The organism is Janthinobacterium sp. Bl 1, from assembly GCF_058215535.1.
Map to the genome: position 1 here is coordinate 414,115 of NZ_CM177086.1, position 18,608 is coordinate 432,722.

Annotated in this window: 17 protein-coding genes and 1 tRNA gene; 11 read left to right on the forward strand and 7 right to left on the reverse strand. The window is 63.9% G+C overall.

Annotated features, from left to right (window positions below; all coding sequences use genetic code 11):
• Positions 1-82 precede the first annotated feature (82 nt).
• The 5 genes from AC4BCN_RS01810 to gabD all read left to right on the forward strand — a co-directional run bounded on the left by AC4BCN_RS01810 (position 83) and on the right by gabD (position 4,520).
• Positions 83-979: an SMP-30/gluconolactonase/LRE family protein gene (locus tag AC4BCN_RS01810; protein ID WP_374106849.1), complete on the forward strand. Its 897-nt coding sequence runs from the start codon at positions 83-85 to the stop codon at positions 977-979.
• A 13-nt stretch (positions 980-992) separates the two neighbouring features.
• Positions 993-1,646: a bifunctional 2-keto-4-hydroxyglutarate aldolase/2-keto-3-deoxy-6-phosphogluconate aldolase gene (locus AC4BCN_RS01815; RefSeq protein WP_490492444.1), complete on the forward strand. Its 654-nt coding sequence runs from the start codon at positions 993-995 to the stop codon at positions 1,644-1,646.
• A gap of 64 nt (positions 1,647-1,710) precedes the next feature.
• Entirely contained in the window at positions 1,711-2,133 is a 423-nt protein-coding gene (locus AC4BCN_RS01820; RefSeq protein ID WP_490492445.1) for a CoA-binding protein, read from the forward strand.
• The gene (locus AC4BCN_RS01825) at positions 2,130-2,972 is read left to right on the forward strand and encodes a PPK2 family polyphosphate kinase (protein WP_456148165.1); all 843 of its coding nucleotides are present in this window, start codon (positions 2,130-2,132) and stop codon (positions 2,970-2,972) included. Before AC4BCN_RS01820 ends, AC4BCN_RS01825 begins: the two co-directional genes overlap by 4 nt.
• Before the next feature lie 93 nt (positions 2,973-3,065).
• Complete coding sequence (gabD, locus tag AC4BCN_RS01830; protein WP_490492446.1) at positions 3,066-4,520, forward strand: NADP-dependent succinate-semialdehyde dehydrogenase; 1,455 nt, start codon at positions 3,066-3,068, stop codon at positions 4,518-4,520.
• Positions 4,521-4,651: 131 nt separating this feature from the next.
• On the opposite strand, the gene AC4BCN_RS01835 is transcribed toward gabD, so the two are convergent.
• Positions 4,652-5,791, reverse strand: coding sequence for an extracellular catalytic domain type 2 short-chain-length polyhydroxyalkanoate depolymerase (locus AC4BCN_RS01835; RefSeq protein ID WP_490492447.1), 1,140 nt, complete (start codon positions 5,789-5,791; stop codon positions 4,652-4,654).
• Between the two features lie 180 nt (positions 5,792-5,971).
• Here AC4BCN_RS01835 and AC4BCN_RS01840 point away from each other — a divergent pair, with 180 nt between their 5' ends.
• Positions 5,972-6,565, forward strand: a complete 594-nt coding sequence (locus tag AC4BCN_RS01840; protein WP_035828486.1) for a glutathione peroxidase — start codon at positions 5,972-5,974, stop codon at positions 6,563-6,565.
• Between the two features lie 115 nt (positions 6,566-6,680).
• Positions 6,681-7,043 (forward strand): DUF1428 domain-containing protein, encoded by a 363-nt coding sequence (locus tag AC4BCN_RS01845; protein ID WP_034752786.1) that lies wholly within the window; start codon positions 6,681-6,683, stop codon positions 7,041-7,043.
• On the opposite strand, the gene pabB is transcribed toward AC4BCN_RS01845, so the two are convergent.
• The 3 genes from pabB to AC4BCN_RS01860 form a co-directional block, all read right to left on the reverse strand.
• The gene (pabB, locus tag AC4BCN_RS01850; protein WP_490492448.1) at positions 7,036-8,874 is read right to left on the reverse strand and encodes an aminodeoxychorismate synthase component I; all 1,839 of its coding nucleotides are present in this window, start codon (positions 8,872-8,874) and stop codon (positions 7,036-7,038) included. The genes AC4BCN_RS01845 and pabB overlap by 8 nt on opposite strands.
• Before the next feature lie 21 nt (positions 8,875-8,895).
• On the reverse strand, positions 8,896-9,471 hold the full coding sequence (gene slmA / locus AC4BCN_RS01855) for a nucleoid occlusion factor SlmA (protein WP_034752791.1): 576 nt from the start codon (positions 9,469-9,471) through the stop codon (positions 8,896-8,898).
• Positions 9,472-9,573: 102 nt separating this feature from the next.
• A complete protein-coding gene (locus AC4BCN_RS01860) occupies positions 9,574-10,308 on the reverse strand; it encodes an HAD-IA family hydrolase (RefSeq protein ID WP_128140757.1) in 735 nt (244 codons plus the stop codon).
• A 90-nt stretch (positions 10,309-10,398) separates the two neighbouring features.
• Here AC4BCN_RS01860 and AC4BCN_RS01865 point away from each other — a divergent pair, with 90 nt between their 5' ends.
• Complete coding sequence (locus AC4BCN_RS01865; RefSeq protein WP_490492449.1) at positions 10,399-11,268, forward strand: TraB/GumN family protein; 870 nt, start codon at positions 10,399-10,401, stop codon at positions 11,266-11,268.
• A gap of 280 nt (positions 11,269-11,548) precedes the next feature.
• Here AC4BCN_RS01865 and AC4BCN_RS01870 read toward each other — a convergent pair.
• Positions 11,549-11,656 (reverse strand) — tRNA-Thr (locus AC4BCN_RS01870).
• A 33-nt stretch (positions 11,657-11,689) separates the two neighbouring features.
• Positions 11,690-12,583: an acetylglutamate kinase gene (gene argB, locus AC4BCN_RS01875; protein ID WP_010393729.1), complete on the reverse strand. Its 894-nt coding sequence runs from the start codon at positions 12,581-12,583 to the stop codon at positions 11,690-11,692.
• 231 nt (positions 12,584-12,814) lie between these two features.
• Here argB and AC4BCN_RS01880 point away from each other — a divergent pair, with 231 nt between their 5' ends.
• From AC4BCN_RS01880 to AC4BCN_RS01890, 3 genes are all read left to right on the forward strand, one after another.
• On the forward strand, positions 12,815-13,015 hold the full coding sequence (locus AC4BCN_RS01880; protein ID WP_490492450.1) for a cysteine-rich CWC family protein: 201 nt from the start codon (positions 12,815-12,817) through the stop codon (positions 13,013-13,015).
• Between the two features lie 95 nt (positions 13,016-13,110).
• Positions 13,111-16,158, forward strand: coding sequence for a response regulator (locus AC4BCN_RS01885; protein ID WP_490492451.1), 3,048 nt, complete (start codon positions 13,111-13,113; stop codon positions 16,156-16,158).
• A 31-nt stretch (positions 16,159-16,189) separates the two neighbouring features.
• Positions 16,190-17,341, forward strand: coding sequence for a response regulator (locus AC4BCN_RS01890; protein WP_456148171.1), 1,152 nt, complete (start codon positions 16,190-16,192; stop codon positions 17,339-17,341).
• Here the strand turns inward: AC4BCN_RS01890 and AC4BCN_RS01895 are convergent.
• The gene (locus AC4BCN_RS01895) at positions 17,334-18,602 is read right to left on the reverse strand and encodes an extracellular catalytic domain type 1 short-chain-length polyhydroxyalkanoate depolymerase (protein WP_490492452.1); all 1,269 of its coding nucleotides are present in this window, start codon (positions 18,600-18,602) and stop codon (positions 17,334-17,336) included. The genes AC4BCN_RS01890 and AC4BCN_RS01895 overlap by 8 nt on opposite strands.
• Positions 18,603-18,608: the final 6 nt, after the last annotated feature.

The window sequence follows — 18,608 nt, forward strand, 5'->3', positions numbered from 1 at the left end:
AGCACAGTTGCGCGTCTCGGCCACAACTGACTTCCGCTCGCGACAGTTTTATCATGCGTTATACAGAGTTAAAGGAAAAAAGATGATGGGGACACAGGCGCAATTACTGGTCGATGCGCAAAACTTCCTGGGCGAGGGCGTGCGCTGGTGCGAACGCAGCGGCCGCGTTTTCTGGACGAATATCGAAGGCTGCCAGCTGCATGCGCTGGTGCTGGCCACGGGCGAGCGCCAGAGCTGGGCCATGCCCGAGCGCCTGGCGTGTTTCGCGCTGACGGACAGCGACGAGGTGCTGCTGCTGGGCCTGGCCTCCGGACTGGCCTGGTTTGACGCGCGCAGCGGGGCCGTCACGCGCTTGCACACGGTGGAGGGCGACTTGCCCATGACGCGCCTGAACGATGGCCGCTGCGACCGCCAGGGACGCTTTGTCTTCGGCACGCTCGATGAGCGCCCGTGCCGCGATGCCATCGGCAGCTTTTACCGCCTCAACCTGGACTTGACCCTGGAGCGCCTGCCGCTGCCGCAGATCGCCATCTCGAACAGCATCTGCTTCAGCGTCGATGGCACGGCCATGTATTTCTGCGACTCGATGAAGAGGGCGATCTACCGCTGGGACGATTACCTGGGCGGCGACGCGAGCCGGGTGCGCGTGTTTGCCGTGCTCGACCCGGGACCGGGCGCCGCCGATGGCGCCACCATCGATGCGGATGACTACCTGTGGAGCGCGCAGTGGGGCGCGGGCAGGGTCTTGCGCTTCGCGCCGGACGGCAGCGTCGAGCGCAAGATCAGCCTGCCCGTCTCGCAGCCCAGCTGCGTGAGCCTGGGCGGCCCGCACTACGACGAATTGTTCGTCACGACGGCGCAGGAGAATTTGACCCCGGCCCAGCTGGCGAGCGAACCTCTGGCCGGCGGATTGTTTCATGCGCGCCAGATGGGCGTGCGCGGTTTGCCGGAAGTGCGCTTTGGCGCCCTGCCGGCCTGACAGGAGAGAGCATATGCAAAAACACACGGTTTTCAATGGCATCCTCGAACGGGGCATGGTCGGCATCGTGCGCGCCGATACGCCCGATGCGGCCGTGCAGATCGCCGAGGCGTGCATCGCCGGCGGCATCACGGCGCTGGAAGTGGCGTTCACCACGCCCGACACCCTGGGCGTGCTGCGCACCTTGCGCGAACGCCATGGCCATGACGTGCTGCTGGGCGCGGGCACGGTGCTCGATACGGAGACGGCGCGCGCCGCTATCCTGGCCGGCGCCCAGTTCATCATTTCGCCCAGCGTCAACGTGGACACCATCGCGCTGTGCCAGCGCTACCAGGTACTGTCCATGCCGGGCGCGATGACGCCGACGGAAATCGTCACGGCCCTGCAGGCGGGCGCCGACATCGTCAAGGTCTTCCCCGCCGAGATGTTCGGCCCCGCCTACATCAAGGCCCTGCGCGCGCCTCTGCCACAAGCGCCATTGATGCCGACGGGCGGCGTGACGGTGGAGAACCTCAATGAATGGTTTGCCAGCGGCGCCGTGGCCGTGGGCATCGGCAGCAGCCTCAGTGGGCCGGGCGCCACGGGCGATTACGCGGCCGTGACGGCGCGCGCGCAGGCTTTCGTGGCGAAGATGGCGGCCGTGCGTAATATTGGGGGTTCTGGCTAGCTCCCGGCGGGACGGGAATCTGCTACGCTAGGCGGGCAATGTCGCACGCTTCATAGACCAGAATATGTCCAACATCGCCCGCATCCTGCAAGACAGCCGCATCATCGCCATCGTCGGCATGTCCGACAAGCCCGAACGCGCCAGCCATGAAGTGGCCGACTACCTGCTGCGCCATGGCTACCGCGTGCTGCCCGTCAATCCGGCCCTGGCCGGGCGCGATGTGCTGGGGCAGCGCGCCTACGCCAATCTGACGGAGGCGGCCGCTGCCGTCGCGCCGGCGCGCATCGACATCGTCGACTGCTTCCGCAAATCCGAAGATATCCTGCCCATCGCCGAGGAATCCATCGCCGTCAAGGCGGGCTGTCTGTGGCTGCAGCTCGACATCGTCAACGAGCAGGCGGCGCAGCTGGCGCGGGCGGCGGGCCTGGACGTGGTGATGGATCACTGCACAAAAATCGAGCACCGCAAGCTGGCGGTGGCGGCATGAAGGCGCGCACCCAATTTCGCGCCGGCAAGGGCTTCGAGCTGAACGAGGAATTCGCCGGCAAGCGCCTGCTGGGCGCCGCCACCAAGGCGGCGAACAAGAAACTGACGCCGGCCCAGTGCAAGGCCATGGACCGCGAGGAAACCGTGGCGCTGACGGCGCAGATCGCCGAATGCCAGAGCATGCTGTATGCGCAGCACAAAAAGAAGGTGCTGCTGGTCCTGCAGGGCATGGATACGTCGGGCAAGGATGGCACGGTCAAGGCCATCTTCAGCAACATCAACCCGATGGGTATCCGCGCCATCGCGTTCAAGGGCCCCACCGATATCGAACTGGCGCACGATTACCTGTGGCGCGTGCACCAGCACGTGCCCGTGAAGGGCGAGATCGCCATCTTCAACCGCAGCCATTACGAAGATGTGCTGATCACGCGCGTGCAGGACATGATCGACAAGGCCGAATGCCAGCGCCGCTACGCGCAGATCCGCGATTTCGAGCGCATGCTGAGCGAAACGGGCACCGTCATCCTGAAAATCTTCCTGCATATCTCGAAGGACGAGCAACGGGGACGGCTGCAGGAGCGGCTCGATGATCCCGACCGCCAGTGGAAGTTCGACCCCAACGATATCGCCCAGCGCAAGAAGTGGGATGGCTACCAGCGCGCCTATGAAACGGCGATCCGCGAGACGGATGCCGATCACGCGCCGTGGTATGTGGTGCCATCGAACTCCAAGACCCAGCGCAATCTCGTGGTCGCGTCCCTGCTGCTGGAAACCCTGCAGGGCATGAAGCTGGAATACCCGGCGCCGGACCCGAAACTGTCGTCTTTCAAGGTCGAGTAGAGCTTGATCGTGTTCCGCGCATGCGCCTGCGGAATCGGCCGCGCTGTGGCATAGTATCCCTCGTCGATAATTCAAACCAGACCGGAGATCCATATGCTGCAGTTGAAAGATCCTACCTTGTTGCGTCACCAGGCTTACGTGAATGGAGCCTGGATCGATGCCGATGGTGGCCAGACGATTAACGTGAACAATCCCGCCACGGGCGAGCATATCGGCACGGTGCCCCTGATGGGCGCAGCCGAGACGCGCCGCGCCATCGAGGCGGCCAATGCCGCCTGGCCGGCCTGGCGCAAGAAGACGGCCAAGGAACGCGCGGCCGTGCTGCGCCGCTGGCATGACCTGATCCTGGAAAACGCCGATGACCTGGCGCTGATCATGACCACCGAGCAGGGCAAGCCCCTGCCGGAAGCGAAGGGCGAAGTACAGTTCGGCGCCTCGTTCATCGAGTGGTTTGCCGAAGAAGGCAAGCGCGTCGCGGGCGATACCCTGCAATCGCCATGGCCGGACCGCCGCCTCGTCGTCACCAAGGAGCCGATCGGCGTGTGCGCCGCCATCACGCCATGGAATTTCCCCGCCGCCATGATCACGCGCAAGGTCGGCCCGGCCCTGGCCGCCGGCTGCCCGATGGTATTGAAACCGGCGGAAGCGACACCGTTTTCCGCGCTGGCGCTGGCCGTGCTGGCCGAGCGCGCGGGCGTGCCTGCGGGCGTGTTCAGCATCGTCACGGGCGCGCCGAAAGACATCGGCGGCGAAATGACGTCGAACCCCATCGTGCGCAAGCTGACGTTTACGGGCTCGACCCAGGTGGGCCGTTTGCTGGCCGAACAGTGCGCGCCGACGATCAAGAAACTGTCGCTGGAACTGGGCGGCAATGCGCCGTTCATCGTCTTCGACGACGCGGACCTGGACGCGGCCGTGGAAGGCGCCATCGCCTCGAAATACCGCAATGCGGGCCAGACCTGCGTCTGCGCCAACCGCCTGTACGTGCAGGACAGCGTGTACGACGCGTTTGCCGACAAGCTGGTGGCGGCCGTGGCCAAGCTGAAGGTGGGCAATGGCATCGAGGCCGGTGTCACGCAAGGCCCGCTGATCGACGCCAAGGCCGTGGCCAAGGTGGAAGAACACGTGGCCGATGCGCTGGGCAAGGGCGGCCGCCTGCTGGCTGGCGGCAAGCGCCATGCGCTGGGCAACGGCTTCTTCGAGCCGACCATCATCGCCGACGTGACGAACGACATGCGCGTGGCCACCGAGGAAACCTTCGGCCCGCTGGCACCCCTGTTCCGCTTCAAGACGGACGATGAAGTGATCGGCCTGGCCAACAACACGGAGTTCGGCCTGGCCGCCTACTTCTATTCGCGCGACATCGGCCGCATCTGGCGTGTGGCCGAAGGCCTGGAAACGGGCATGGTTGGCGTGAACACGGGCCTGATCTCGAACGAGATCGCCCCCTTCGGCGGCGTCAAGCAATCGGGCCTGGGCCGTGAAGGGTCGACCTACGGTATCGAAGACTATCTCGTCATCAAATACATCTGCATGGGCGGGATCTAGAATGCTTGATTAAATCTACTGCGCGGCGCGCTTTCCGGCCTGCGATGCTCACTGTACTAAAGTACAGCTGCGCTTCTTAGCCAGAAATCGTTGCCGCTCGCTACGATTTTCTCAAGCATCCGTGACGTCCGTTATCGACGGCTGTTGCGAGCCGATCCTAACCTGTCCAGCATGCCCTTGACCGCCTCCATCTGCGTGCCGCTCTTGCGGTAGAAATCCGGGTCGATCGGATTGATGCTGGTATAGCCCCAGAAATCCCAGCAGCCTTTCGGGTTGTACGGGTAGACGGGGCTCGGTTCGGCTTGCGGATACAGCACGATGATCTTGTTGGCGTCCGCCACCTGGTTGTAGCCGGTGCTCGTATAGAACCGGTCGCCGATCGCCTGCGTCGTTTGCAGGCAGCCATGGAACACCACGTGCACGCGGCAGCTCTCGCTGTTGCAGGCTTTCGGGATGTAGGCGTAGCCCGTGTTGTTCATGCTCGAGTACGCGTTCTGGATGAAGCTGCGCTGGTTGAAGGCGATCAGCTTGCCCGTCAGGGTGGTCGCCGACGGCTGCAGGTCCGGGTACAGGTGCTGCAGGATGTCGCGCGCCTGCGCATAGTCGCAGTCGTTGATGAACGGCGACTCCGTCACGGCGCAAGGCTTGTCGGCGTTGCTGTCCGTCAGGATCGCGTGGCCCGCGACTAGCGTGTCGATGAAGCGGATCTGCGCCGCTGGCGTACCGGCCAGTTGATAGAATTTCCCCACCTGCTCCACCACCGGCCGCGTCACGGTCTGGTCTTTCGTTCCGCTGAACAGATATACGCGCTGGCGTTTCAGGTTGGCCGTGTCGTCGATGAGACGCTCGCGCGCAAAATCGTTCGCCGCGCGCAGCAATTCGCTGGCGACGGGCGGCGCCACCTGCGCGCTGCCCGGATTCATGCAGGTGCTCAAGGCATTCGTCAGGTAGGGAATGTAGGGGAAGCGGCCCGGCTGGCCCGAACAGAAATACGGGCCGCCCGCGATGATGCCGGCACCGGCCACCGTGGCCGAGTAGGCGACGGCAAACTGCGCCGCCATGAAGCCGCCAGAGGACAGGCCGGACACGGTGGTCTGGCTCAGATCAGCCTGGTAGACGGGCAGGGCGGGCGCGTCCTTGGTCGCGGCGGGCTTGGCGGGCTTGGCCGTCGTGGCGGCGTGCGCGCCGCCTGGCGCCAGGATGAGCAGGCTGGCGGCCAGCAGGGCGGTGGTTAGTGTTGTCAGGTGCGCGGTCAGGTGCGGGAAGGGCATGGCGACTCCACAAGGCAGGGAAAGGGACAGGAAGGCCGAGCATAGGTAAAAAAACTGTGCGCTGGGCAAGTACTGCACCGTCATTGATGTCGCTCAAGCCATCGCTGTTGTTGTCCGTCTTGTACGCACGCGCGGCGTTTGACATAGAATGGTTTTTTCCGTTCAACCATGGTGCCCTTCATGTCCAAGACTCTTGCCCAGCTGTTTGCATTGACCACCCTTGCCGCCGGCGCCAGCCTGGCCATGCCGGCCCATGCCGCCGACACCGCGCCAGCAGCCGCTGCACCGGCCGCTTGCCCGGCCATCCTCAAGCAGACCTTCAACCGCCTGCAGGATGAGGCGCCGCAAAACCTGTGCCAGTACGCGGGCAAGGTCGTGCTGGTGGTCAATACGGCCAGTTATTGCGGTTTTACCAATCAATATGAAGGGCTCGAGGCGCTGTACGCCAAGTACGGCAGCAAGGGCTTGGTGGTGCTGGGCTTTCCGTCGAACGATTTTGGCAAGCAGGAGCCCGGTAACAGCAAGGAAATCGCCGATTTCTGCTACAACACCTATGGCGTGAAGTTTCCCATGTTTTCGAAGTCGGTCGTCTCCGGCCCTGCGCCGAATCCGCTGTACGTGGACCTGATCAAGCAGACGGGCAAGACCCCGGCCTGGAACTTCCACAAATACCTGATCGACCGCCACGGCAAAGTGGTGGAAAGCTTCCCCAGCAAGGTGACGCCGGACGACAAGAAACTCGTTGGCGCGGTGGAAAAAGCGCTGGCGCTGTAAGTTGCCGGCACACAAGCAGGCTTGAACGCCTGCTTTTTTTTAATGCCGCGCTTGTCCTCTTGCCATCATTGTCCTAAGCTGGTTGTTCGCGTTTGTCACAACAAAGGAGAACATCATGGCGTATGTCGATGGATTTGTCGTGCCCGTACCGAAAGCCAAGCTCGATGCCTACCTGGCCATGTCGCGCAGTTGCGGTGCCGTGTGGCGAGAGTACGGCGCGCTGGAATTTCGCGAATGCGTGGGCGACGATGTCAAGCCGGGCAAGCTGACCTCGTTCCCGCAGGCGGTGGACTTGCAGGATGGCGAAGTGGTGGTGTTTTCCTGGATCGTGTATGAGTCGCGCGCCAAACGCGATGAAATCAACGACAAGGTCATGAAAGACCCGCGCCTGGCCGAGATGATGGACCCGGAAAAATTGCCGTTCGATGGCAAGCGGATGATCTATGGCGGTTACGAGATGCAGGTAGATATCAAGTAACCAGCTTCGCGGGCATCGCCCCGCGCAGCGCATTGCACACGACGATCGCTTCGGCCCGCGCCAGCATGGCGCGCGTGATGATGGTTTCCTGCGCGTTCCAGGCAGGATCGGCCAGCATAGCCGCGCGCTGCACGCCGGGCAGCAGGCCGCAGGACAGGGGCGGCGTATGCCAGCGGCCGTCCAGCTGCACGAAGACATTGCTGCGTCCGCCCTCCGTCAGCTCGCCCCGTTCATTAAAGAACAGCATGTCGAAGCCGCCTTGCGCCTCGGCCGCGCGCCAGGCCGCGTCATAGCGCGTGCGCACGCTGCTCTTGTGGCGCAGGAACAGGTCGCCGGCCGTCGTTGTATCGGGCGCCAACATGACGTTGACCGTCCCCGGCAAGGCGCTGAGCGCGCCGCTTTGCGTCGTCATTTGGCCATCCTGGCGCAGCGCCAGGCGCAGGCGGAAAGGGACATCGTCGGGGCGTGCCGCGCAGGCCGCCTGCAGCGCGGTGCTGGCAGCGTTGGCATCCCAGGCAAAACCGAAATAGGCGCTGGAGGCGGCCAGACGCACCAAGTGGCGCTCCTGCAGACGGCAGCCACCGGCACGACTCGCATGCAGGGTTTCGAACAGTTCGAAGTTGTTGCTCAGGCCCGTCAGGAAGCGGGCCTTGAGCTGGCATTCCGCAAATTCCTCGTGCGGGTCGCTGTCGAGGACGATGCCGGCGCCCACGCCCATTTCGCCGCGCCGGATGCCGTCAGGGCCCGCCGGCTGCAAGGCCAGGGTGCGGATCGGCACGGACATGCAGAAGTCGCCCACCGCGTGGGCTGCACCGGCGGCTGGCGGATCGAACCAGCCGATGGCGCCCGTGTAGATGCCGCGCGGCGCCGGTTCCAGTTCGGCGATGATTTCCATGGTGCGGCGTTTCGGCGCGCCCGTGATCGAGCCGCACGGATACAAGGCCTGGAAGATGCCGGCCAGGCTGGCGTCGGCGCGCAGGCGGGCCTGCACGGTGGACGTCATCTGCAGCACGCTGCTGTAGCGCGTCACCTCGAACAAGGCCGGCACCTGGACGGAACCCGTGGCGGCGATGCGGCCGATGTCGTTGCGTAGCAGGTCGACGATCATCAGGTTTTCCGCGCGGTTCTTCGGATCGTTGGCCAGGGCGCTGGCGCGGCGCGCGTTTTCTTCCACCTGTTCAGGCGGGGCGGCTGGCGCCGTGCCCTTCATGGGCCGTGCCGTCAGCTCGCCTTGCGCATGGCGCACGAACAGTTCCGGCGACAGCGACAGCAGGGCGCCGCCATCGGGCAGCATCACCAGCGCGCCGTAGGGCACGGGCTGGCGCGCGCGCAGCCGCGCATACAGGGCCAGGGGCGAGCCGAAGGCGTCGAAGCGCAAACGATACGTGTAGTTGACCTGATAGGTGTCGCCGGCCACGATGTAGTCGTGGATGCGGTGCAGCGCGCGCGTGAATTCGGTTTGATCCACGTTCGCGCGGATACCGGCCACGCCGGCCGGCGCGGCGTCCGCGTCGACGCGCGCCTCCAGCCACTGCGCCACCTCGTCCTGCGACAGCTGCGTGCAATGCTCGAAGACGAGCACCTGCGCCAGCGGCGGCGCATCCAGGCTGGCCGCGCGCGGCGGCATGGCCAGCAAGTGGGCCCCCAGCTCGTAGCTGCACACGCTGACGGCGTACTGGCCGCGTTGCAAGGCCTCTTGCAGCCCTTCGAGCAGGGCAGGCCACTGTTCCCCCTCGCTGCACTGCAAGACCGCCGCCAGGCCCGTGTACAGGCGCGAACCGGCGCCGGGTGTGCTGGCGTCGTCGAGCAGGGCGAAGCAGTCGGTATGCATGGGGACAGCCGCGGCGGTGACTTACCCCAGCAGCATGGCGATTTGCAGCGCCGCTTCCTGGGATGGATTGATCTTGAAGCCGCTCTTGGCGTAGCGGTGCCAGCGTCCGATGACGAAGCTGACGATCAGGGTGGCGCGCGCCGCCACTTCGCTTTCCTTGCCATGGCCTTCGGCGGCGGCCACGCGCAAGGCCTGCTTGAGCGCCAGTTCCACGCGGTCGTAGAACTGGTTCATGCGCACTTGCAGGCGCTCGTCCTCATTGACCAGCGCATCGCCGATCAGCACGCGCGTCATGCCCGGATTGCTGATGGCGAAATTGAGCAGCATGCCGATGATGTCGCGCGTCTGCGTCATGCCGTCGCTGTGCTTTTCCGCGATCTGGTTGATCAGGCCGAAGACGCTCGACTCGATGAATTCGATCAGCCCTTCGAACATTTGCGCCTTGCTGGCGAAATGGCGGTACAGGGCCGCTTCCGATACGGTCAGTCTGGCCGCCAGTGCGGCGGTGGTGATCTTTTCGCCTTTCGGCTGCTCCAGCATTGCGGCGAGGGCCTGAAGAATTTGTAGCCTGCGTTGGCCCGGCGGTGTGCTTGCCATATTTTCTCTTGTCGTTAAAAAAAATGCTGCCTTGATGGGGAGGTCCGTCACCGCCGCTAGCGGTGCGGCTTCCAGTGTCAACCGGAAGCCCAGGAATCCCCTTCAACGCAGACGGTGAAGGCGGCGTGCCAAATGCCGGACAGATTTTACTTTGACATCGACGTAAGCGGGGCGATTTAACGCCTTGGGCAACTTCGCCACGCCGATCGGATCGGCCATTTTCAGGTATTGCGTGATCCAGGCCGTGCGCAGGCCCAGTTTTTTCGCGCCCTTGAGGTTGGCCAGTGTGTCTTCCACCAGAATGCAGCGGCCAGGGCGGATGTGGTGCTTGCGCATCAGTTTGCGCAGCATCAGGGTCGATGGCTTGGGCCGCAGCTGGCGGTGCACATGCATCGCTTCGATGGCGACGTGGTGTGAAAAGTGCCGGCGCAAGCCCAGGTGGCGCATCACGTCGCTTGAATAGCGCAGCGGCGCGTTGGTGAGTAAAATTTTACGGCCAGGCAGGCGTTTGAGTAAAGCCCCCAGCCCCCGCTCGGCGCGTATCATCGCGCGCAAATCGTCGAAGGCATGCGTCTCGTGCAGAAAATGCGCGGCCTGCACCTGGTGGTGCTTGACCATGCCCAGCAAGGTGGCGCCATAGCGGCGCCAGTAGGCCGCGCGCGCCGCATTGACGATGGCGTCGTCGGCCGGCGTCACGCCGTCGCCCAGTACGCGGGCAATATAGATATTCATATTGGCCGTGATGGTGGGGAAGATGGCGTGCGAGGCATTGTGCAGCGTGTTGTCGAGGTCAAACAGCCAGACCGGCGACGAGCGGTTAAGATGGGACACAGGCACAGGAGTCTTTGCTAGCGAGAGAAGATGAAAAATTCAACAATCAGGAAAACCATGCGACGCCAGATTATAGTGATGTTTTGCGGATTATTCTTGCTGCCGTTGCAGTCGGCCTTGGCCGAAGCGCCTTCCGTGGCGCAAAACCGGGGCGCCCTGTTCAAGGTGCAGGACGCCAGCCACACTCTGTTTTTGTTCGGTACCATCCACGTCGGCGCGCCCGACTTTTATCCGCTCGAGCCGACCGTGACGCAGGCATTGAACGGCGCCGGCGCGCTGGCGCTGGAGATCGATCCCGGCGCCGATCCGCGCAAGGCCGTCAGCGCCGTGCTGAAATACGGCATGGAGGCGCCGGGCAGCAAAGTGCCGCCTGACTGCCGCCAGACCCTGGCGCCGCGTCTTGCGCCGCTGTTGCAAAAATACGGCATCGCGCCCGCAGCGGTGGCGCCGATGAAGCCGTGGATGCTGGCCAGCGTGCTGGCCATCGGCGAATTTTCCACGCTTGGTTACCGCTCCGATCTGGCCGTCGACAATTATCTGTCGCAGCAAGCCAAGGCGCGCAAGATCCCCGTGGTGGAACTCGAATCGATGGAAGGCCAGATGGCGCTGTTCGGCGCCATGTCGCCGCTCGACCAGTGCCGCTTCCTGGAAGACGGCGTGGCGTCGATCGAAGACCAGGAGCAAAGCCAGGAAGCGCGCGAGATCGCCGATGCCTGGCGCACGGCCGACGCGGCCGCCTTCGACAAGCTGGCCGCCAAAGCGGCAACAGACTCCTCGTTCGCCGCGCAGTTCGTGCAAAAGGTGTTGCTGGACGGCCGCAACCCGGCCCTGGCCGACGGCATCGCCAACTTGCTTGCGCGCGAAAAGTCCAGCCTGGCCGCCATCGGCGTGCTGCACCTGGTTGGTGAAAAGAGCGTGCCGGATTTGTTGCGTAGAAGCGGCTTGAAGGTCGAGCGGGTGTATTGAGTTTTGACGACAGACTGCTGAAGAGGTAGGACTGGCTCAGCCGCGCAACAACCGTGGCAGAGCAGATGGAAAAGTGTTCAGGGCAAGGCGGACTGACGAAGACAGTACGAATGTACGGCGAGGAAGGACAACGCCGCCATGGACATTTTTACTGCGGGGAGATATAGTTGGTGCCCTTGAGAAGTGTTCASGGCAAGGCGGACTGACGAAGACAGTACGAATGTACGGCGAGGCAAGGCAACGCCGCCATGGACATTTTTCAGCTGCGGGGAGATATAGTTGGTGCCCTTGACGTGGATCGAACACGTGGCCTCTCCCTTACCAAGGGAGTGCTCTACCACTCCCTTACAAGGGCAAAGTAAAAGCTCTACCAGCTGAGCTACAGGGCTAAAAAACGCGCTGTGGTGAATTGCGATTTTTTTTAGTGCGAACGGATCATAGTACCAAAAGCCTGCTCGGTCAACACTTCCAGCAATAATGAGTGTTCGATGCGGCCGTCGATGATGTGCACCGTGTTCACGCCCGACTTGGCGGCGTCGAGCGCGGACGAGATCTTCGGCAGCATGCCGCCCGAGATCGTGCCATCGGCGAACATCTCGTCGATTTCGCGCGCCGACAGGTCGGTCACCAGGTTGCCCTGCTTGTCCTGGACGCCGGCGATGTTGGTCATCATGATCAGCTTTTCCGCTTTCAGGATTTCCGCGATCTTGCCCGCCACGACGTCGGCGTTGATGTTGTAGGCCTGGCCGTCCTGGCCGAAACCGATCGGCGAAATGATGGGAATGAAGGCGTCGTCCTGCAGCGCCTTGACGACGGCCGGGTTGATCGCGTCGATCTCGCCGACGAAGCCGATGTCGAGGAATTCGCCCGGATGTTCGCGGTCCGGCATCTGCATCTTGCGCGCGCGGATCAAGCCGCCATCCTTGCCCGTCAGGCCCACGGCCTGGCCGCCGTAATGGTTGATCAGCATGACGATATCCTGCTGCACTTCGCCGCCCAGCACCCACTCCACCACTTCCATGGTTTCTTCATCGGTGATGCGCATGCCTTGCACGAAGGTGCCTTGCTTGCCGATTTTTTTCAGCGCGTTGTCGATCTGCGGTCCGCCGCCGTGCACCACGACCGGGTTCATGCCGACCAGCTTGAGCAGGATGACGTCGCGCGCGAAGCCGTGCTTCAGGCGTTCGTCCGTCATGGCATTGCCACCGTATTTGATAACGATGGTCTTGCCGTGGAAATTGCGGATGTAGGGGAGGGCCTCGGCCAGAATCTGCGCCTTGATTTGCGGCGACACCGCCGTCAAGTCGTCATTCATGTCCAGGTTCAAGTTAGCTAGTTGATTCATGGCGAGTCCGGAAAATAGATTTGTGCGATTTTACAGGGAAGAAGAAAATCTTGGAGGCATTATAGGGCGATCTTGTTGTATTTTCCCTGATGATCCTATAGTCTGGCCCGATATGTCTCCCAGCCAGCCCTTTTACTGCCCGTTACATCTGCGTCCCATCCCGGCGCGGCATGACACACACTTGCCAATTCACACACAGCCATGAGCCAGTGCAGCCTGTGCGGCGCCACTTTCCAGTGCGGCCAGCTTGACCCGGACGCCAAGCAACCGTGCTGGTGCGTGGCTCTGCCGCCCGCCGTTCCCGTGCCCGGCAGCGCCGCGGGATGCTGGTGCCCCGCCTGCCTGCAAGCCCATATCGCCACCCTGACGCCGCCTGAAAAAGTCCCGACAGCGGCCAAATAAGCGCATCGGCATACTTTTTCCTTTGCAAAAGACCTTGCATTTTGTAGGGGAATAAGGTCAGACTTCGACTTTCAAGAATTTCTTATAGGAAAGTTATGCGCTTCAGGGATATCAGTATCGGCGTGCGCATCAATGCCGGTTATGCCATGTTGATCGTGCTGATGCTGGTCGTCATCGTCCTGTCCGGCAGCCGCATCTATGCCATCCGCGCCGAGACCGACGATATCCTGCAGCGCGACTGGGTCGCCGCCAAGGCCACCAGCAAGATCCACGGGCTGGCCCGCGAAGCGGCCACGCGCATCGGCAACCTGCCAAACCAGTACGAGCTGGCGCTGCGCCAGGCGAACCAGGCGCGCCTGGAAGCGATCAAGCAAGGCATCGACGAGCAGGTGCGCATCCTTGACGGCCTCGATGCGCGGCCCGAGGAACGGCGCCTGCTGGAACAGATGCACCTGGCGCGCGCCGACTACTATGTGTCGCTCAAGGCGATGTTCGAACTGGTCGAGCGCGGCGAGCATGCCCGCGCCGAGCAGGCCATGCAGACGCAGACCTTGCCGGTGCTGGAAAAAGTGCTGCTGTACGTGGGCCAGCTCGACGACTTGCAGCAGCAGCTGATCCGCGACAGCGCGGCCAGGATACGCAACGACATCGACACCTCGCTGCTGCTGATGGGCGGCATCGGCCTGGCGGCCTTGCTGACGGGTCTCGCCTTTGCCTGGTCGGCGCGCTCGATCACGCGTCCGCTGGGCGAGGCGGTGGCGATCGCCACGCGTGTGGCCAATGGCGACCTCAGTTCCGTCATCGAAGTGACGTCGCGCGACGAGACGGGCGAATTGCTGCAGGCGCTCAAGGACATGAGCACCAGCCTGGCCGTCGAGCAGGACCTGCGCCACGCCGTCGAAGTGGCCGAGGATGCGACCAAGATGAAGTCGGATTTCCTCGCCAATATGTCGCACGAAATCCGTACGCCGATGAACGGCATCATCGGCATGACCCACCTGGCGCTGCAGACGGAACTGACGTCGATCCAGCGCAACTACCTGGAGAAGGTGGAATCGGCTTCGAAGAACCTGCTGGCCATCATCGACGACATCCTCGATTTCTCGAAGATCGAGGCGGGCAAGATGGCCTTTGAAAAAGTCGATTTCTTCCTCGAGGACGTGCTGGCGCAGATCGCCGACCTGTCCGTGATGCGCGCGCAGGACAAGGGACTCGAACTGCTGTTCGACGTCGCCCCCGACGTGCCGAACGCCCTGCAGGGCGATCCGCTGCGCCTGGGCCAGGTGCTGATCAACCTGACCAACAACGCCATCAAATTTACGGACAAGGGCGAGATCGTCGTCACCATCCGCCTGCAGCAGCTGGAAGAGCATGCGGCCGTGCTGCGCGTGGACGTGCGCGACACGGGCATCGGCCTCACGCCGCCCCAGCGCAGCAAGTTGTTCCAGGCTTTTACGCAGGCCGACACGTCCACCACGCGCCACCATGGCGGCACGGGCCTGGGGCTGACCATCAGCAAGCGGCTGGTGGAAATGATGGAAGGCGAGATCGACCTGGTCAGCGAAGCGGGCGTGGGCAGCACCTTTTTCTTCACGGCCCGCTTCGGCCTGGCCGCCGTGCCGCGCGATAATTTGCTACTGCCACAGCAATTCCATGGCCTGCGCGTGCTGGTGGTTGACGACAACCCCAGCGCGCGTGAAATCTTCGTCAGCATGCTGACGGCGCTGGGCTTCGAGGCGCGTGCCGTGCTTGGCGGCGCGCTGGCCATCGGCGCCGTGGCGCAGGCGCGCGCCGAGGGGCGGCCGTACGGCCTGGTGCTGATGGACTGGAAAATGCCGGGCATGAACGGTCTCGATACCCTGGCCGGCATCCGCGCCGATGCCGCCGGCATCGATGCGACGCCGGCCTGCATCATGGTCACGGCCTTCCATCGCGAAGCGCTGCTGGAGGCGGCGCGCCAGCGCGACTTGCCGCTCGACGGCGTATTGAACAAGCCGATCAGCGCCTCGACCCTGCTCGACCAGATTGCGTTCGTGTTTGGCGGCGTGACTGGGCAGAGCCGCAAGACGCAGCGCCAGAGCAGCTACCGCGACGACGAGCGCGCCCTGCGCGGCGCCTGGCTGCTGCTGGTCGAGGATAATGAAGTGAACCAGGAGGTGGCGCAGCATATCCTCAACGACGCCGGCATCCGCGTCGACATCGCGGGCAATGGCGCCATCGCGCTGGCGAAGATCGCGGAAAACGCCTATGACGGCGTGCTGATGGATTGTCAGATGCCGGTGATGGATGGCTACCAGGCGACGCGCAAGCTGCGCCAGGATCCCCGGTATTCGAACTTGCCCGTGATCGCCATGACGGCCAACGCCATGGTGGGCGACAAGGAAAAATGCCTGGACGCCGGCATGAACGATTTCATCGCCAAGCCGATCGACGTGGCGCAGCTGTTCGGCACCCTGGCGCGCTGGATTGCGCCGGCCACGCCGCAGGAAATGGCGGCGGTGGTGGCGCAGCCGGAAGCGGAGCTGCCCGTGATCGCCGGCCTGAAAATGGCGGAAGCCATGCGCCGCGTGGGCGGCAATGCCGCTTTGATGCGAAAATTGCTGGACCGCTTCGTGGAAACCCAGTTCGACGCCATGCAGCGCATCGTTGCCGCCATCGAGAACAACCAGCTGGAAACGGCGATCCGCGAAGCGCATACCCTGAAGGGCCTGGCCGGCAATATCGGCGCCGGCGGCCTGGCCGACAGCGCCGCGCGGGTCGAGCACTTGCTCAGCCTGGGCTCGCACGACGGCTTGCCGCAGGCGCTGGCTGCCTGCACCCTGGCGCTCGATGAACTGGTGCCGAAGATCGTGCTGGCCATGCAGTCGCGCGGCCATGCGGCCGAGGCGGGCGGCGCGGCGGTGGCGCACGTGGCGCCGGTGGACCGGGCGCGCCTGGAAGCGGGCTTGCGCGAGCTGTCGCAGCTGCTGCAGCAGGACGATGCGCAGGCCGTCAAGCACCTCGATGGCATCGGCCCCGTGCTGGTGGCGGCGGGGCAGGCGGAACATGCGCGCCAGTTGAAGCGCATGCTGGGACAATACGATTTCGAAGGTGCGCTGGCGCAGCTGGGCGAGGTGGCCGATGCGCTGGAGCTGACACTGTGAGAAGGATAATGATGCGGAACGAAGGATGGGCATGAGAGCGCCGGCAAGCAAGCCAACCATTCTGGTGGTCGACGACACGCCAGACAATATCGATCTGCTGCGCGCGGTGCTGGAAGACGATTACCGCACCAAGATCGCCGTCAATGGCGAGCGCGCCCTGAAGATCGCCGCCGGCAGCGACCAGCCCGACCTGATCCTGCTCGATATCATGATGCCGGGCATGAGCGGCTACGACGTGTGCCGCGCGCTGAAGGCCGATCCCGCCACGGCCGGCATCCCCGTGATTTTCGTCACGGCCATGAGCGAAGTGGCGGACGAGCAGCTGGGCCTGGCCCTGGGCGCCGTCGACTACATCACCAAGCCGATCTCGGCGCCCATCGTGCTGGCGCGCATCAGGACACAGCTGGCGATGAAGCAGATGCAGGATTTCCTGCGCGACCAGAACCAGTACCTGGAAACGGAAGTGGAGCGCCGCGTGCAGGAAGTGGCGGCGCTGCAGGACGTCACCATCCACGCCATGGCCTCGCTGGCCGAGACGCGCGACAGCGAGACGGGCAACCATATCCGCCGCACCTCGCACTACCTGAAGGCGCTGGCCGAGAAGGTGCGCGGCTTGCCGCGTTTCCGCGATTTTTTGACGGACAAGAATATCGAACTGCTGTTCAAGACGGCGCCGCTGCACGACATTGGCAAGGTGGGCATCCCCGACCATATCCTGCTCAAGCCAGGACGTTTCGAGCCGCACGAAATGGCCATCATGAAGACGCATACCACCCTGGGACGCGACGCCATCCTGGCGGCCGAGCACGAGCTGGGCATCGAAGTCGATTTCCTCAAGTACGCGAAAGAGATCGCCTACAGCCACCACGAGAAATGGGATGGCAGCGGTTACCCGCAAGGGCTGGCTGGCGAAGACATCCCGATTTCGGCGCGCCTGATGGCGCTGGCCGACGTGTACGACGCCCTGATCAGCCGGCGCATCTACAAGCAGGGCATGGATCATGCGCAGGCCGTACGGATCATCGTCGAGGGACGCGGTTCGCATTTCGACGCCGAGATCGTCGACGCCTTTTTGCAGATCCAGGACCAGTTCATCGCCATCTCCCACCGCTATGCCGACGGCGTATGCGAGATCGCCGACAAGCAGCGGCAGATCGCGCCCTACACCGACAACATCAGCTGACGGTCTTGAAGAAGCGCAGCATTTCGCGGCTCGCGTCCGGCCCTTTTCCATCCGTATAGCTGCCGTTATCGCTGCCGCCGGACCAGGCATGGCCGGCGCCGTGGATGACCCAGTATTCGCCCAGCGGCGAGCCATCGGCCTGGCTGTGCGTGGTGCGCGTATAGCGGTGGCCATTCGGCACGCTGCCGTCGATGGACGCGGCTTTCGCCGCCTTGCCGCCCGCCTGGCTGCGCACGCCCTGGGCGATCAGTTCATCGCCATTGCGCGGGTTGACGGTGGTGTCGCGGTCGCCGTGGAAGACGATGATGGGCACGCCGCCGGCCGGCGCCTTGCGTTGGGCGTTGGGCATGGCGCCGCCCTTCATGGCTGCCAGCGCCGACGGCAAGTCCTGCGCCGAGGCGAAAGGCAAGCCCGAATGCACGCCGACGGCGGCAAACAGATCCGGGTACAAGGTACCGACGATGACGGCCATGGCGCCGCCCGCCGACAGGCCGGCGACGAACACTTCGCGTTCATTCACAGGATATTCATCGATCACTTGCCGGGCGATGCCGGCGATCAGCGACGGTTCGCCCTGGTCGCGCTGCTGGTCGATGGCGTTGAACCAGTTCCAGCAGCGCGAACTGTTGGCGCCCTGCGTCTGCGCGGGGTAGACGACAAAGCATTCCTTTTCTTCGGCCAGCGCATTCATCTGCGTGCCGGCGGCGAAGTCGTCGGGATTTTGCGTGCAGCCGTGCAGCATCACGATCAGCGGCATGGCCTGGCCGTGATAGCTGCTGGGGATATACAGTTTGTAGGAACGCGTGCCCGCATGGTTGCGGTACACGCCGTCGATGAACTGTGCACCTGCGGGTATCTCCACCGGCGTGGCGGCCGGCGCGTTGAAGCCGGGTGGGTGGAAGTTCGGCAGCTCGAAGCTGGGCATGTCGAAGCTGTGCTGGCCCAGGCCGGCCGGCACGCCCAGGCGCGACATGAAATCCTGCGCGAAGTCCTGCGCCGCCTGTGCGGGCGTGGGCTGCGCGGCAGGCGTCTCTGGTGCGGCGGCGGCTTGCGGCTGCTCGGCTCTGGCTTGCGGCGCAGGTGGCGGATTAATGTCGCGCATCGGCTGCGGTGGCGGCGTTTGCGTGGCGGCAGCCTGCGGCGCCAGGCCGGCGGCGGACAGCGCTTGCTGGATCGCTTCGGTGGCGGCGGCGGGGCCGCTGCCCATCAGATTACGGGTTGCGGCGCGCATCTGCGCCAGCATGTTGAGAGGTAGTTTCATGACCAT